25 protein-coding genes are annotated in these 12,466 nt (G+C 33.8%); 3 read left to right on the forward strand and 22 right to left on the reverse strand.

Annotated elements, in window-relative coordinates; translation table 11 throughout:
• Positions 1 to 504, forward strand: a complete 504-nt coding sequence (locus tag ACUXZJ_RS05055; RefSeq protein WP_446194963.1) for a hypothetical protein — start codon at positions 1 to 3, stop codon at positions 502 to 504.
• A gap of 42 nt (positions 505 to 546) precedes the next feature.
• Here ACUXZJ_RS05055 and ACUXZJ_RS05060 read toward each other — a convergent pair whose 3' ends face one another.
• From ACUXZJ_RS05060 to ACUXZJ_RS05145, 18 genes are all read right to left on the reverse strand, one after another.
• On the reverse strand, positions 547 to 1,098 hold the full coding sequence (locus ACUXZJ_RS05060) for a hypothetical protein (RefSeq protein ID WP_446194962.1): 552 nt from the start codon (positions 1,096 to 1,098) through the stop codon (positions 547 to 549).
• A gap of 59 nt (positions 1,099 to 1,157) precedes the next feature.
• A complete protein-coding gene (locus tag ACUXZJ_RS05065; RefSeq protein WP_088418729.1) occupies positions 1,158 to 1,367 on the reverse strand; it encodes a hypothetical protein in 210 nt (69 codons plus the stop codon).
• A 189-nt stretch (positions 1,368 to 1,556) separates the two neighbouring features.
• Positions 1,557 to 2,057 (reverse strand): hypothetical protein, encoded by a 501-nt coding sequence (locus tag ACUXZJ_RS05070; RefSeq protein WP_446194959.1) that lies wholly within the window; start codon positions 2,055 to 2,057, stop codon positions 1,557 to 1,559.
• A gap of 1 nt (position 2,058) precedes the next feature.
• Positions 2,059 to 2,343: a hypothetical protein gene (locus ACUXZJ_RS05075; RefSeq protein WP_446194957.1), complete on the reverse strand. Its 285-nt coding sequence runs from the start codon at positions 2,341 to 2,343 to the stop codon at positions 2,059 to 2,061.
• A gap of 13 nt (positions 2,344 to 2,356) precedes the next feature.
• The gene (locus ACUXZJ_RS05080) at positions 2,357 to 2,584 is read right to left on the reverse strand and encodes a hypothetical protein (protein ID WP_446194956.1); all 228 of its coding nucleotides are present in this window, start codon (positions 2,582 to 2,584) and stop codon (positions 2,357 to 2,359) included.
• 18 nt (positions 2,585 to 2,602) lie between these two features.
• A complete protein-coding gene (locus ACUXZJ_RS05085) occupies positions 2,603 to 3,040 on the reverse strand; it encodes a hypothetical protein (RefSeq protein ID WP_446194954.1) in 438 nt (145 codons plus the stop codon).
• Positions 3,041 to 3,373: a hypothetical protein gene (locus ACUXZJ_RS05090; protein ID WP_446194952.1), complete on the reverse strand. Its 333-nt coding sequence runs from the start codon at positions 3,371 to 3,373 to the stop codon at positions 3,041 to 3,043.
• Complete coding sequence (locus ACUXZJ_RS05095; RefSeq protein WP_446194950.1) at positions 3,357 to 3,617, reverse strand: hypothetical protein; 261 nt, start codon at positions 3,615 to 3,617, stop codon at positions 3,357 to 3,359. The genes ACUXZJ_RS05090 and ACUXZJ_RS05095 overlap by 17 nt, the downstream gene beginning before the upstream one ends.
• Positions 3,618 to 3,738: 121 nt before the next feature.
• The gene (locus ACUXZJ_RS05100; protein ID WP_446194948.1) at positions 3,739 to 4,221 is read right to left on the reverse strand and encodes a hypothetical protein; all 483 of its coding nucleotides are present in this window, start codon (positions 4,219 to 4,221) and stop codon (positions 3,739 to 3,741) included.
• A 133-nt stretch (positions 4,222 to 4,354) separates the two neighbouring features.
• Positions 4,355 to 4,645 (reverse strand): hypothetical protein, encoded by a 291-nt coding sequence (locus tag ACUXZJ_RS05105; protein ID WP_446194946.1) that lies wholly within the window; start codon positions 4,643 to 4,645, stop codon positions 4,355 to 4,357.
• A gap of 225 nt (positions 4,646 to 4,870) precedes the next feature.
• A complete protein-coding gene (locus tag ACUXZJ_RS05110) occupies positions 4,871 to 5,020 on the reverse strand; it encodes a hypothetical protein (protein WP_165764122.1) in 150 nt (49 codons plus the stop codon).
• A gap of 141 nt (positions 5,021 to 5,161) precedes the next feature.
• Positions 5,162 to 5,320: a hypothetical protein gene (locus ACUXZJ_RS05115; RefSeq protein ID WP_446194944.1), complete on the reverse strand. Its 159-nt coding sequence runs from the start codon at positions 5,318 to 5,320 to the stop codon at positions 5,162 to 5,164.
• Between the two features lies 1 nt (position 5,321).
• Positions 5,322 to 5,975 (reverse strand): DUF3164 family protein, encoded by a 654-nt coding sequence (locus ACUXZJ_RS05120; RefSeq protein WP_446194942.1) that lies wholly within the window; start codon positions 5,973 to 5,975, stop codon positions 5,322 to 5,324.
• Positions 5,976 to 5,983: 8 nt separating this feature from the next.
• Positions 5,984 to 6,247 carry a hypothetical protein gene (locus ACUXZJ_RS05125; RefSeq protein ID WP_446194940.1) on the reverse strand — a complete coding sequence of 88 codons (264 nt, stop codon included), beginning with the start codon at positions 6,245 to 6,247 and terminating at the stop codon, positions 5,984 to 5,986.
• A 2-nt stretch (positions 6,248 to 6,249) separates the two neighbouring features.
• Positions 6,250 to 6,639: a hypothetical protein gene (locus ACUXZJ_RS05130; protein WP_376777299.1), complete on the reverse strand. Its 390-nt coding sequence runs from the start codon at positions 6,637 to 6,639 to the stop codon at positions 6,250 to 6,252.
• Between the two features lie 2 nt (positions 6,640 to 6,641).
• Positions 6,642 to 7,358 carry an ATP-binding protein gene (locus ACUXZJ_RS05135; RefSeq protein ID WP_088420736.1) on the reverse strand — a complete coding sequence of 239 codons (717 nt, stop codon included), beginning with the start codon at positions 7,356 to 7,358 and terminating at the stop codon, positions 6,642 to 6,644.
• Positions 7,358 to 8,293, reverse strand: coding sequence for an ATP-binding protein (locus ACUXZJ_RS05140; protein ID WP_088467032.1), 936 nt, complete (start codon positions 8,291 to 8,293; stop codon positions 7,358 to 7,360). The genes ACUXZJ_RS05135 and ACUXZJ_RS05140 overlap by 1 nt, the downstream gene beginning before the upstream one ends.
• A complete protein-coding gene (locus ACUXZJ_RS05145; RefSeq protein ID WP_446194937.1) occupies positions 8,293 to 10,380 on the reverse strand; it encodes a hypothetical protein in 2,088 nt (695 codons plus the stop codon). Before ACUXZJ_RS05145 ends, ACUXZJ_RS05140 begins: the two co-directional genes overlap by 1 nt.
• Before the next feature lie 101 nt (positions 10,381 to 10,481).
• On the opposite strand from ACUXZJ_RS05145, the gene ACUXZJ_RS05150 reads away from it, so the two are divergent.
• Entirely contained in the window at positions 10,482 to 10,679 is a 198-nt protein-coding gene (locus ACUXZJ_RS05150) for a KTSC domain-containing protein (protein WP_088420441.1), read from the forward strand.
• Here ACUXZJ_RS05150 and ACUXZJ_RS05155 read toward each other — a convergent pair.
• The 4 genes from ACUXZJ_RS05155 to ACUXZJ_RS05170 are packed head-to-tail and all read right to left on the reverse strand — an operon-like array spanning position 10,648 to position 11,909.
• Positions 10,648 to 10,947, reverse strand: coding sequence for a hypothetical protein (locus tag ACUXZJ_RS05155; RefSeq protein ID WP_446194935.1), 300 nt, complete (start codon positions 10,945 to 10,947; stop codon positions 10,648 to 10,650). The two genes, ACUXZJ_RS05150 and ACUXZJ_RS05155, sit on opposite strands and share 32 nt — an antisense overlap.
• A gap of 20 nt (positions 10,948 to 10,967) precedes the next feature.
• Complete coding sequence (locus tag ACUXZJ_RS05160; protein WP_163445087.1) at positions 10,968 to 11,111, reverse strand: hypothetical protein; 144 nt, start codon at positions 11,109 to 11,111, stop codon at positions 10,968 to 10,970.
• The gene (locus tag ACUXZJ_RS05165) at positions 11,111 to 11,698 is read right to left on the reverse strand and encodes an antA/AntB antirepressor family protein (protein WP_446195928.1); all 588 of its coding nucleotides are present in this window, start codon (positions 11,696 to 11,698) and stop codon (positions 11,111 to 11,113) included. Before ACUXZJ_RS05165 ends, ACUXZJ_RS05160 begins: the two co-directional genes overlap by 1 nt.
• On the reverse strand, positions 11,682 to 11,909 hold the full coding sequence (locus ACUXZJ_RS05170) for a hypothetical protein (RefSeq protein WP_088418506.1): 228 nt from the start codon (positions 11,907 to 11,909) through the stop codon (positions 11,682 to 11,684). The genes ACUXZJ_RS05165 and ACUXZJ_RS05170 overlap by 17 nt, the downstream gene beginning before the upstream one ends.
• Before the next feature lie 57 nt (positions 11,910 to 11,966).
• On the opposite strand from ACUXZJ_RS05170, the gene ACUXZJ_RS05175 reads away from it, so the two are divergent.
• A complete protein-coding gene (locus tag ACUXZJ_RS05175) occupies positions 11,967 to 12,440 on the forward strand; it encodes a hypothetical protein (RefSeq protein WP_446195930.1) in 474 nt (157 codons plus the stop codon).
• Positions 12,441 to 12,466 lie beyond the last annotated feature (26 nt).

Below are 12,466 nucleotides of genomic sequence, written 5' to 3' on the forward strand. Positions count from 1 at the left end.
ATGGATTCATTTTTCGAAAAAATCTTCTTAGCTATTCAAAACCGAATTACTCAAGAAGTTCCTGAAATATTATGGATAGACCAAGACTTAGGACAATTAGCCTCAGACGAATACAGGCGTATGATTTTCCCCACGATGCTTATTGATTTTCCCACCGCTCCAGTGGAGTATATGGGGCAAAATATTAAGCTGGTGAAACCTTCAATATCAATACTGTTATTATTTAACAACTATTCGCAAACCCATCATTTAGCACCTCAAGAGGTCAAAGAAAAAGGTTTAGAGTATTTACGAATAGAACAAAAAGTAGTAAACGCACTGCAGGGATGGAATGAGGACTATTTTACTCCATTAGCTCACACCAATACCCAAAGCCGTAATAACAACGAAATAGGAATGCGTGCTCGAGAGCTAACCTTTACAACTTCATACGAGGATTGGAGCTTGGAGGATGACCAATATAAGAATGTAACTTTTAATTTTAGCGGTGAGATTATGCTATAAAAAAAGCCACTTAATAGTGGCTTTTAAGATTTGAAAAATTCATTAACTTTTTTGTATATTCAACATTCTTACAAATTTTGTCGGAGCATTCAAAGTAAACTTAACATCTGAAACTATAATAGAAGCACCATTATTATCAAAGTTCTTTTCTAACCAATCTGAAATTTTACTTGGATTGCTTCCTTCATAAGGAATGCTGGATATATATTTAATAAATGGTTTAACAGCAATTATCTTTTTTTCAGAATCCATACCATTAAGACTAGCTGTAGCGCGCACTTCTAAAACTGGATTTTCGTTATCTCCATACACATCTACTATATAATCAATACCTGAATCAGAGTTTTTACAGTTAATTATATTACCATATTCAGCTGAATGATTTTTAGTTATTTGATACCCTTTTTTTTCTAAATTCATATAGATATCAACTGGCATAAGCCCTTTTATAGCTTTGTCATTAACATTGATTTCTGATTCTTCTTGAGTTTCTTCCCTTTTACTTTTTCCTTTTTGATATTCATTGTATTTGCCAAACGCAAATAACACTATGGCTACTAACACAATTACAGTCCATTTTTTAGATATATTCATAACTATTTGTTTTAATTAGAATGTAAAGTAATTAAAATATGAGCTTAAAAACAAAAAAACTAAAACAAACTAAGTTGATTGGCTGGATTTTCTTTAGGAACACTCATCCCTTTGATGTTCATCCATTGACGGTACGAAAGGTAAATATTATGTTTCGGGAAGATTTGATTTATAATTTTAGTGTCGGGTACATCTTCATGTTTATGCGCATTGTAAACCGCTATGATATAGCGGGCACGCTTGAAGTAATTGTTTTTATTGTACGCCATTTTACAAAAATAGACCTAAAAAGAATATCGGTCAAGGCGACTTTTAAGCACAAAAAAAGCTACTGAAAAATCAGTAGCTTTCTGTTAATATAATCAGTGCAAAAATTATCCCTACAGTAACTATAGTTCCCACCATCATCCCATTAAAAAAGGATTGATGTTTTTCTATTTTTAAAAGTTCTGGAGTCATTAGTATTTTTTTGTAGTCCAGTGAATAATTTTACCGTCGTAGTCTTTATTGAAATATTTGAAAAAATCTTCAATCGTATCAAAACCGTCGTTTTGAGCTAGTTCTAACATTTGGGGATGATTAATACCAGCCATATCAAAATAGAGCTTATCGTCTATCCAAACGACGGGGCGCAATTCCCCTTTTGGAATGGTTAAAATATGCTTGATCACTATTTTTTGTGTACTTATTACAGGAATTTCAGGCGCAAATTTGAAAAAATCACCTGCCCAAAATTCGATTGTTACACCTTTGTTCCATAGGTTTTCAATATCCCTTCTTATCGTGTGAATTTTTGGTGGTAAGATGTCTTTTGCTCTAAAGTTATATCCTACGAGATAATGTGTTTGGGGACACAAACCTGCAATCATGTACACTTCTTTTATTCTAAAACTTTTATGAATACGCTCTATGAAATAATTAGGCTTCCCGTTTATTGTAGTATTAAATTTTAGTTTCATCTTAAATCACATTTAAAACAGGATAAACATCTAGGTAAATAACGTCTTCAATATAGAAAGATATTGCCCCTTTTCCTGCTTTGTCAAATTCCTTTAGTTCTGGATGCTTGGCTCTTCCCATATAGCTATTTACGGCTTGTTCAAAATGTTTTTTTATAACTTTCTTTGCCGTTGCTAAATCTGACACCAGGGAGAAGTTTAATTCCTTCAACTCGTTCAGACAAATCTCTTGAATTTTGTTTTTTGTAGTATAGGTTCTTGAAACCTTTATGAAATATTGTGACATATATCGCCTTTTGTTATTTTGAATAATGTATAAAAAATCCTACCCTCGTTTCATCGTAACCTATCTCTTTCAGTTTTTTGATAAGTTCCCACATTGATTCTTGAACTAGTTTATGAGCTTCACTTTGTGTCTCCGAAGGGGGTAATTTATCAATAAAATTTACCGTTTCGTGGGTCATAAAAGACTCGTGACCTACGTAGTCTTTTCTTGGTTTTTTTGTTCTAAAAATTAGTTTTGCCATATCTTTTTTATTTTTAAATTACTTATCCCACCATCTTTGATTTATAAAAACCTCCGCATAAGGAAAGGCAGTACCTTCTTTAGCCTTTAGTTTTTTGTATTCGGGTAGGTTCATTAATAGCTTAATCTTTTCGCTTTCTTTGAGTTTTCCCCATTTGTCACGGGCTATTTTCTTTTTACTTAGAGCATTGTAAGGATAAAGCTTCCAAAACACCTCGAACTCAATATTCGGCTCTCCAACTTCTATTTGAACGTGTTTATATTCAGTTTTCCAATTTTTTATATGACTTTCTTTCCAAGGAAATTTGCCCTTTAAGTATAAAAACTCTTCTTGCTTTTCGCTTAATTCTCCATCGAGTGCTTTAAAAGCAATTAAAACACCTTTTAAATTGTATTTAAATTGCCATATTTCACCCGACGGCATTTTGACACTGTATATAGTTGTGAGTTGTTCCATTTAAGCTAATTTTTGATTTAAAAAGTCTTTAATATCGTTTAAATGCTTTTTTGCAAGAAAACAGTTGACCGTAAAAATTAAATTGATAATTAACTGTTCTAAAGCATAGGCTTGGTGATATTTTAACGTAATCGTATTTTTTTTTGAGTCTATAAAAACAGTTTGGTTTTCAATTGCTGTATTTTTTGCTTTTTGAAATTTAGGCAATGTTTCAAAAATTATACTTTGCACCAATTTTGCCTCTTTCGTCATAGGTTGGGCTTCAATCATTTGACACATTAGTTTTATAATAGCTACATTCGCATCGTAGTTTATTTTAAGTATTATTCTCATCAGTCAATTGTTTTATTTGAAATTCAATTTGCTCTCTTAATATCTCCGAATGTGTTTTTTTTCTTGCAGTAAAAGAAATAAAATAGGTTAAGCTCATTGGAAGGTCGTCTTTATAAACCATTGGTGTACTACAACTAACCAAGTTTTTTTCCTCTATATAAGAGGAAAATATTTTTTGTAATTCTATTAGATGTAATTCAAATTGTGAAGTATGTTTTATTATAAATTCCTGTATATCGCTCATCTGCAGTCTGTTTTAGGTTCGGTTAATAAAGCACCGCAATCAAGGCATTTTACGGCGGTGGTTTCGCAGGAGCAAAATGCTTTAAGTACTTTTATTATGGTGCGCTTGTGCTTGCAGTTTTTTAAATGCTCATTTTCCATACCGCTACTCCTTCAAGGGCAACAATGATTTTAGTCACTTCTTCCTTGGTCATTTTGTTGAGTGGTTTTTGAACAGGTGATCGTTTGGAATGCAGAAAATGGCAAAACCACCCTTTCATATCTGCTACTTCGCCCCAGCGATGGTGTTTTATCGTAATATTTGCGGTACGCAATACGGATAGTATTTTTACGTGCTGAGGGTTTTTAGGGTCAAAATTACCCCAGTTCGCCTCGTGTGAGGATTCTTGTGGTTGTGCTTGTTTGTGTCCATCAAATTTCCTCATTATTTTGGTAGCTTGCGCTTGAGTTAGTTTGTTAATTGAGCTGGTCGCTCCATTGGTCGCTTGAAGGATTAATTTGTCCTTAAACGCCATATCGTAATTACAAAGTTTAAGAATGCTCTTTTTTTGATGGTCAGTTATTTGACCATTCGGGTCATACACAGGTTTTACTTTTGTTGTCATCTTTTCAAAATATATTTTATGGGTTTTACTTCTTTTCTTTTTTTAGAAAGTTCCAAGGCTTTTTGTCTTGCGAGTTTCATTTCGTCAAATATGGTAGTTAGCAGAAATAATTTATCCCTGCCACCACACCGTTCTAATCGGCATTTTGCAATTCCCATTCTTTGATATACTCTTTCACTTTAGCAACTATCTTTTGCCAGTTGTCATCATCTTCAAGTAAGTCATTGAATGAATCGCTTAACTCCGATGAAATTTCAGTCATACCATAAGAAGGATAATCACCATCTAATTTATTGGTTGAAATGTAAGCGATTCCTTCTTCACCAAAGAATGTGAAATAGCAAACTACTGCTAATAATTTGTCGCCTTGAACATTGTTTTCGTCAATGCTTGTTAATTGTAAGTTTTTCGTTAATTGTAACATTGTTTTTATTTTTTATGTTGTGAGCATCCCACGCTCGAAAGGGATAAATTACATCTGCTAACATTGGTTTTACGCAAGTGGGGGTTAGCGTTTAAACCCAGCTTACGTGCTTTTAATAATCTTTTGTGCAAGTTGAAAGTTTATCATTCTAAAGCCCCACCTGCGTAAAGCCAAGGAACGTTCCGTCAGTTGGTTTGTTTTTTGGTTTACCTAGTCGCATTTTTTTTATTTCTTAGAATAAGGAGTAATTTGAATTAATAAAAAGGCGGGTATAAACCACCATACTGATTCGTTAAGAATAAATACCACATATCCAGTTAGTGAACAAATAACGACTACATAGATGTAGTAAATTAGTACTGTAAGATTATTCATGTTTACTTATTTTTAAAATTTAGTTCCCAAGGCAGGATTCGAACCTGCATCATTAAGTTTTTCCATTTAAACTACTTGGGGTCACCAATCAACCAAAAAACTCAAATCTTATAGGTTGCCCTAGTGTGTTTCTTAAAAGCTTTATTTTCTATCCGTACGTTTGTATAACTCGAAGGCTTTACGTTCCTGTGTGGTTAGTTCTACGGGCGAAAACCAATGGTTATAACTGTTTTTATACACTTCTTTGCCATTTACTAAATAGCTTTCGTGGTCGGTTTTGGGTTCAATTACAATGCTCATACTATAAACTTGAAAAATTTAAGATTACATTTTCCCACTTTCCACTTTCGTTTTTAAACTTGAACTCGTAGCCATAGCCTTTTAAGTGATTGCTAAAGCTTTCTTTTATCAATCGCAAGCCTTCTTTCCATCGTGGGTCGTTAAACTTGTCCTCGTGCTTGTATAAGTCCATTACACGCTTGTACTCGAGGTCGCCGTTTTCGTTACGCTCTAAAAAACTCATTAGAATTTCGTACATATCCAAGTCACGTTTTTTTATGGAATCACTTAAAAAGTCTTTTATTAATTCCACGGCTTTGTTAGAGCGTTCATCCCACACAGGCTCGGTATCTCTACGGCGGGTTACTTTAACGCTGTCGTTTGTGTCCGATATAGAAAAACCACCTTTACTATTTCCCCTGATTTTGCCATAATTAGCCAGCTTATTAGCTTGGTCTTCCATTTCTATATGACAATATTGTTTGAACTCGCTGAGTTCTTTAAAAAAAGCTTTTGCCGTTCTGACCATCGTTTGCGCTTTTTCGTCTCGCTCCCTTTCGTAGGTTTCTTTTTCTTTAGCTAATTGTTTAGCCTCTTTGTCTTTCTTTTTTTTCAAAAAGGCTTCCAGTTCTGCTACTGACATCTTACTGATGTCTATTGTTCCTTCTGTGTTCATGGTTAAATCTATTCGTCTATAAAATCAATAAAATTCAAAGGAATCCAGTCAATGCTATCTACTAAGTGTAGCACTTCTTTAATTTTTTTCTCAATACTTGCAGGTACAGGTCGAGGTTCTTGTTCTGTGTTTTGTAGCAGTTGCAAGAGTTGTCCTCGTTCCTGATTGATAACTATGCGTTCGCCTGTGGTGAACTTAGATTGGTATTGCGAGTGGAACTGTAATACCAAGTAAAGCACTTTTAATCGTTGTTTAATTTCGTTCGGATTCATTATTAGTTAAGTGTTAAAAAATCAGGTTCAAGTCGTACACATCCTATTTGGTACATACACCGCTCATTTACGGGAGGTCTTTTCTTAGCTAATTGGAGTAATGACTTTGGGAAAATGCTAAATAGTTTGACCACACTTTTGTCATAAGCTTGAATATAGTCTGTAGTACTTGCATTGCTATAGCCTTTTATATCTTCTAAAAAAGTTAGCTCGCATTTTTTCATTTCCATATTGTACCAATTTTTAATAAGCGAGTTGGCTATTACTTTTTGAAAGTCTCTAGTATTACTGGTTACACTTTCACACCAGCCTATATAGCGTTCAAAATCTTGTTCTTGGTATTTTTGTGGCGTTATGCCAAGTAGCTTGTGAATGTTGTTTGTTGTTTGCATTTTTATTCATTTTCTATTGTACCTCTTACTTTTTCGTAACCTTCTTTCCAACTTATAAAGTGTCCACCGTTAGGTCCTATGGTTCGCCCTTTGCAAGATGCTAAGTAACCGTTTACAAAAATTTTCATTTTAGCATCATACTGCACTCTCGTTTCTAGTTCGCTCCTCGGATTAGCTCCCTTAGCGTGAGCGGTGAAAATGAATATTTTACTAGGAAATTGTTTTTTTAATTTTATGTATTGATCAAATGTTTTAATGAAATAAGGTAGGCTATCAATTATAATTACTTCTGGATTATAACTTTTCTTTGCTTTTTTCAGAAAGTTTACCAAGTCTTCATAACCGTGACGTTGCATTTTGAATTTATCCTTAACATCATTCATCCCTACATTTTTTACTCGATTTATAAAATCAGTATCGGAGGTTTCTTCTTCAAGCACGTTGTAAAGTACTTTTTTTGTTTTTGCGAGCTCTTTTGCGAGCTGCATAACAAAGTAGCTCTTACCACCTCCCGAACTTCCCCAAACTAACCAAACCCCTTTGTCTTGTGGTTCTCCAAAAGCTTCATACCATTCGCCTTCAAGTTTAATTGTTTTAAAATTTTGAGCTAAAACATCTGAAAGCGGGATAATACTTTTTTGCTTTTTCGCTTTTTTTTCTTGTTTTATTTCCGATGCTTTTGCAATTACATCTGTAGGTTGCATTAGGGTATTTTCCATTATAAAAACATTGTTTTTGGTATATTTAAAACTTTACGAACAAAATCTTCCGTTAGAGGCTCACCTGTTCTATCAGCCTCACGCATGGCTGGAACTAAGGCATCATGTAATTCTCCATAATTTTCACAATTACGCTGTAAAAAGGTTTTTAAATCTTTATCTTCAATTTCATTTAAAAACAGTTTAAAAGAAGTATCGATACTCGGTAGTACTCTAACTCTAAATTTTAAACGACGGTAAAACTGGCGCATTCCTTCCTTTTTCCTTTTTCGCATTTTATCTAGCTTATCTAGTAGTTCATCTGTGCCAATGAGTATAATAGAGCACTCTTTCAACAAGTCATCGTAAAGTTCTTTCATCATACACAAAGTAGCTTGTTTCATATACTCACACTCATCAAAAATTAACATAGGCTTATAACCTTCGAACTTTAGCTTTTTAAAATATTTTACAATCGAACTAATGTTTTTTGATTTGGTTTTAGAAATAGGAATTTTTGTTACCTCTAAGATTTTATCAATCAGATCCGAAAGGTTATCGCTAGAGCCTACTTTGATAATAAACATATATTGAGGGTTCGCATCTGCAAACCATTGAGCTGTATAGCTTTTACCGCATCCTGTTTCGCCTATAATTACATTGGTCAAACCATAAAATTTAGCATCTTCCAAAACCGCTAGCATAGCTGTGGTTTGATTTGTAAACTGTCTTTTCCAGTAATTTTTTTCAAGTTCAAATCCTATATTTTTGGCAACTGCTATAAACCATTTTTCTTTAATTTCTGTCTTACCTACTTTAAAGCTTCGGTTGCGCATGTTAGTGATGTAGGATTCGTTAATTCCTGTTTTTTCAACAAATACATTTGCTGATATATCATATTTGCTTAAATATGCTTCTAGTGCGTTTACTATTGTGTTTTTTTGTTCTGTTGTCATTAGTATTGTGCGTATTTGGTTAGGTCAATTTTCTCTTTTATGTATTCGTTTTGCTCTTCAAGCCACGTTTTTTCTTCTTTTTTGGCTTTTTCTTTTTCTTGTTTTAGCATCACTTTTTCTGCTTTTACTTGTAGCATTCTTTCTTTATTTTGTGTGTCTTTGTGCTGTCCTCTACTATCTACTAGTAAATGTTTTGCTAGTGTGTCGTTTAATAAAGGATTTTCAAAAACCGACTTTAAGGTTTCAATATTTTCCTGACGTTTCTCAATAATGTATGTTGTGGTTTTTTCATTAAACTCTTTTATCCTTAATCTTTGAGCTGTATCGTTTTCAGACTGTTCTGCAAGTGCCATAGGTTGAATGTATTTTTGTTCCAATTCAAATCGGTAATCTCCCTCTGGGCTCAGTGCTATGGCTTCCTCTAAATTGTGAGGATTATAGAGAATCTTCCAGTCCAAATGCGCTTTTTTTCTCATACTCATATCGAAACAATCATAAAATACTGGACTGCCATTTATTTTTAATCGTATTCCTTCTCCAGTTAATCTGTTTGTCCCTCCTGTAGTGCTTCCTAATGCCATTAAGAAACTTTCCTTTTCAAACGGAAGCCTTAGTTCATCTTCGACAGCATTCCATTGTTGTAAATATTCTTTTTGTTTTTTGGATCGTTCTGCCGAAATGATAGACTCTAATTGCATACGGCAACCTGCTTCATCAGGAAAGGAGTGACGAATTTTGTTTAAATATTCATCGTTAGGTTGCTTTTTACTTCCACTTTCAACCCCAAATCCGCTCCAATTTTCAAACATTTGACAATATTTTTTATTTATGTGAGCGAAGTAGGGTTCAATGACTTTTGCTTTTGCATTACCCACTTTTGCTGGGGTAAAATATTTGGTACAGGCTTCATACATTGGTTTTAATTTCTTCATCTGATAGTTGTCTGACTGTAATTGTACAGGTTTGAAATACTGACCAAATAACTCCTTTGTATGCATTACCGCATTAAGCATTGCTTCCTTTATTAATTCAGAAGATTCTTGCTGACCTATGGCATAACCTACAGGATATTTGTTAAAAGGGTCAAGTACTACAACAATTGTCAATCGATTGTGATATGTAGTTGTTGAATATCCTTTATTATCTACCGTTGTTTTTTGATATAAAAGCTCAGCCATCCATCCATCGAGTGTCCAGTAAAGCATTGGTTTAGTAGGCTTACTTCGTTTGTTTTGCATTAGAATATTATTACTCAATGCTTTTGTTCCTTTTCGACCTGCATAAGTGGTTAGATTGCTTAATTTTCTTCTGTTACCTACTGTTTGAGCTGTTATTAACTTCCATTCTAAACGTTCTGCTAATGCGTTGTATATTTCTGATATAGTTTGATTTTCAAAATTGTTATGTTTTGAAATCAATTCATCTAGCAATGCCATTTGCTCTCTTGATTTTACCTTGATCGCATTTTTGGTTGTTAATTTGCCCGAAATAAGCGAAGCATATCCATTTTTTTGGTATTCTCTAATTTTACGTCTTAGTCCATGACTTGAAGTAGGTAAATTATGTGTAATTTCTCTAAACGCATTTACATCATTACTTAAGGTTTCCCAAATATCAACTCCTTGTACTTGCCTTGCTTTATTACCGTATTTTCTTTGTTCTTTTATTTTAATTACTGTGTTTAATACAGAAGCATTATTTGTGTACAAGTCTATATCTTTGCTTTTCAGTTTTTTGTTATCTTCACCGTAGGTGTGTTTTTCAAAAAACTGCCTAGCGTATGAATCAGGCATATAAGCACTTGCAAACCAATTTTTCTTAACCTCTTTTTCAGGTTCTCCAAAAGTTAGTATTAGAATATCTTTAGTGCGTCTGTCCAAACTTTCGAATACTACTAATGCATCTTTACCATAGCATCCACGACGTAGCTCTTCTTCTTGTGAACTAAATCTATCTAGTCTTTGTCTTAAAGCTCTATAGGTAAAAAGACAAAGACTATCCTCATGTTTATTTCTATCAGCAATTAAGTACTTGAGCTTTACGCCCAGTTTGTTATCGTGGTATTCGTATGGGGTTTCTTTTTCCATTTGAATTTTAGTTTTTGTTCCCGCCGTGGTGTCGAAACCACGCTAATGCCGTGGCGGGATTTTTACTATATTTGAGGTGTCTAATCAAAAAATATAGTAATATGATTGCTGTTCGTTCTTCTGTTATTAGTGCTATTGGCTATGATTCCGAAAATTCTGTTTTATATGTAAAATTTAAGTCTGGTATGCTCTATAAATATCATCGTGTACCCGAGTATGTTTTTAAAGACTTCTTAAATGCACGTTCGAAAGGTTCGTTTTTTAGCCTTAGGATAAGGGATGAGTACCGAGTTTCTTAATCTTAAAAGCATTTTTCCTAATCCATTTGTGATTTACTTTTGAGGGTTTTTGGTCAATAGCCCAAAGCCCTACCGTAGTAGCTTCGTGATAACGAAGCCTTTTTATTTCGTTAATCATTTCACTTAAATCGCTTACCTTTATTAATACTTCTATTTCTTTGTGTTCAGGTTGCTCATTAAGTGCTTGATGATTATCAGCTTGTGAGGGATGAGTAATAGAGATATTATCTATTAACTTATCAATATTTATAATAACTGTCTGTTCCATTGTCTGTATATAATAAGGTTTTAAAGCTCTTTTAATTCAGAGGCAAACAAGTCGTGTAGTTCCTGAATGAGCGTGGTTGCCTCTTTTAGTTGTTTGTTCTTGCGCTCAAGTTCCTTTTGTAAGGCTTCTATTTGCGCTCGGTACTGTGCGTTTAGGTCGTTCATTACTGGTATTTTAATTGATTAATCATTTCGGTGATTTCAATATTTTGATTTTGCTTGTTACTCATTGCCTTGTTAAATAAAGCCTCTACCATTTTAGAGTTAAAGTGTTTTCGCCTTACTACATTTCTAACCATTTCGTAACTCCAGTCATTACTTATTGCTACTTGCTTAATATCGCCTTGCAAAAGATTATTTCTGATAAGAAGTAATAGCTCATCACGCTTTTTGTTTCTTTCTTCAATTACTGAAACCGACGGCGTTGCTGATAGCTGTGGAGCGAGTGCCTTTTTTTCGACCGCTATAAAGTAGCGACGTGCCTCACGACCTTTGTCTGTCTTTTCCACCATACTCAACTCCTTAGCCATATCTAAAGTAATAGCGTATTCTTTTCTTTTTGTTCCTCCAATTTCTCGTTTGATAAATTCATCAAACGACGTATAATCTACATCTTCAACGAATCCATATTCTTGAATTCTATTTTTTATCCAGGTCGCAAATTCTTGTTTACTTTCTAAAAATTGGTGTAAATCTCTTGCTGAAACTACTGAGGTTCCGTTTTGGTTGGTAATGTTAATTAGTTGATTCATATTGATGGTTTTTAAAGTCATTTATAAGTTGTTCACGCTGACATACAATGATGTATAAGGCTCTGTAAGTTCTTTCGTCCTTGCGTGATATGCGCATACGAATTGCATCGGTGGTCATGTTGAACATCTTAGATAAGGTGTACACATCGCCTGTTTGTTTATTTTGTTCGCAAATCGTAACAATCTCCGATAATTCTACTACTTTTGTCATTGTTATAATGTTTTGATGTGGCAAATATAGTATAAATTTATACTAAAAAACAAATAAATGGACGAAAAATATACCTACATAAAAGAAAGATTGCTTTATTACGCTAAAAATCAAGGCTTTAAAATTGAATCTTTTTTAGATTCTATCGGAATGACATATGGAAGTTTCAAAGGAAAAGCTAAAGAAGGAAGCCTTAATTCATCAGCTATAGCTGAAATTTATACCAAATACACTGATTTAAATATAGGTTGGTTATTAACTGGTAATGGGGAAATGCTCATAACCAATAATACTACAGAAGCAGTTCAAGAAAATAGCGGTATTGACTACAAAGAGCTTGCTGAGGCTCGTAAAGAAACTATAGAGAGCCAAAAGGAAACGATAACGACACTTAAAGACAAAAACATTCTCTTAGAAAAAAACTCTGAAAAGAGTGAAAAGCAAATTGCATTTTTAGAATCCGAGTTAGACCGTTTAAAACAAGAGTTAGCTAACACAACAAGGCAAGGCGGTAACAGAGCGGCAGGTTAGTAGCGTGTATATGCGTGTGGTGCATA

Source organism: Flavobacterium sp. TN-1 (genome assembly GCF_052828645.1).

Coding starts and splice junctions, on each gene's coding strand:
- ACUXZJ_RS05055 (WP_446194963.1), top strand. CDS start 1: ATGGATTCATTTTTCGAAAAAATCTTCTTAGCTATTCAAAACCGAATT.
- ACUXZJ_RS05060 (WP_446194962.1), bottom strand. CDS start 1,098: ATGAATATATCTAAAAAATGGACTGTAATTGTGTTAGTAGCCATAGTG.
- ACUXZJ_RS05065 (WP_088418729.1), bottom strand. CDS start 1,367: ATGGCGTACAATAAAAACAATTACTTCAAGCGTGCCCGCTATATCATA.
- ACUXZJ_RS05070 (WP_446194959.1), bottom strand. CDS start 2,057: ATGAAACTAAAATTTAATACTACAATAAACGGGAAGCCTAATTATTTC.
- ACUXZJ_RS05075 (WP_446194957.1), bottom strand. CDS start 2,343: ATGTCACAATATTTCATAAAGGTTTCAAGAACCTATACTACAAAAAAC.
- ACUXZJ_RS05080 (WP_446194956.1), bottom strand. CDS start 2,584: ATGGCAAAACTAATTTTTAGAACAAAAAAACCAAGAAAAGACTACGTA.
- ACUXZJ_RS05085 (WP_446194954.1), bottom strand. CDS start 3,040: ATGGAACAACTCACAACTATATACAGTGTCAAAATGCCGTCGGGTGAA.
- ACUXZJ_RS05090 (WP_446194952.1), bottom strand. CDS start 3,373: ATGAGAATAATACTTAAAATAAACTACGATGCGAATGTAGCTATTATA.
- ACUXZJ_RS05095 (WP_446194950.1), bottom strand. CDS start 3,617: ATGAGCGATATACAGGAATTTATAATAAAACATACTTCACAATTTGAA.
- ACUXZJ_RS05100 (WP_446194948.1), bottom strand. CDS start 4,221: ATGACAACAAAAGTAAAACCTGTGTATGACCCGAATGGTCAAATAACT.
- ACUXZJ_RS05105 (WP_446194946.1), bottom strand. CDS start 4,645: ATGTTACAATTAACGAAAAACTTACAATTAACAAGCATTGACGAAAAC.
- ACUXZJ_RS05110 (WP_165764122.1), bottom strand. CDS start 5,020: ATGAATAATCTTACAGTACTAATTTACTACATCTATGTAGTCGTTATT.
- ACUXZJ_RS05115 (WP_446194944.1), bottom strand. CDS start 5,320: ATGAGCATTGTAATTGAACCCAAAACCGACCACGAAAGCTATTTAGTA.
- ACUXZJ_RS05120 (WP_446194942.1), bottom strand. CDS start 5,975: ATGAACACAGAAGGAACAATAGACATCAGTAAGATGTCAGTAGCAGAA.
- ACUXZJ_RS05125 (WP_446194940.1), bottom strand. CDS start 6,247: ATGAATCCGAACGAAATTAAACAACGATTAAAAGTGCTTTACTTGGTA.
- ACUXZJ_RS05130 (WP_376777299.1), bottom strand. CDS start 6,639: ATGCAAACAACAAACAACATTCACAAGCTACTTGGCATAACGCCACAA.
- ACUXZJ_RS05135 (WP_088420736.1), bottom strand. CDS start 7,358: ATGGAAAATACCCTAATGCAACCTACAGATGTAATTGCAAAAGCATCG.
- ACUXZJ_RS05140 (WP_088467032.1), bottom strand. CDS start 8,293: ATGACAACAGAACAAAAAAACACAATAGTAAACGCACTAGAAGCATAT.
- ACUXZJ_RS05145 (WP_446194937.1), bottom strand. CDS start 10,380: ATGGAAAAAGAAACCCCATACGAATACCACGATAACAAACTGGGCGTA.
- ACUXZJ_RS05150 (WP_088420441.1), top strand. CDS start 10,482: ATGATTGCTGTTCGTTCTTCTGTTATTAGTGCTATTGGCTATGATTCC.
- ACUXZJ_RS05155 (WP_446194935.1), bottom strand. CDS start 10,947: ATGGAACAGACAGTTATTATAAATATTGATAAGTTAATAGATAATATC.
- ACUXZJ_RS05160 (WP_163445087.1), bottom strand. CDS start 11,111: ATGAACGACCTAAACGCACAGTACCGAGCGCAAATAGAAGCCTTACAA.
- ACUXZJ_RS05165 (WP_446195928.1), bottom strand. CDS start 11,698: ATGAATCAACTAATTAACATTACCAACCAAAACGGAACCTCAGTAGTT.
- ACUXZJ_RS05170 (WP_088418506.1), bottom strand. CDS start 11,909: ATGACAAAAGTAGTAGAATTATCGGAGATTGTTACGATTTGCGAACAA.
- ACUXZJ_RS05175 (WP_446195930.1), top strand. CDS start 11,967: ATGGACGAAAAATATACCTACATAAAAGAAAGATTGCTTTATTACGCT.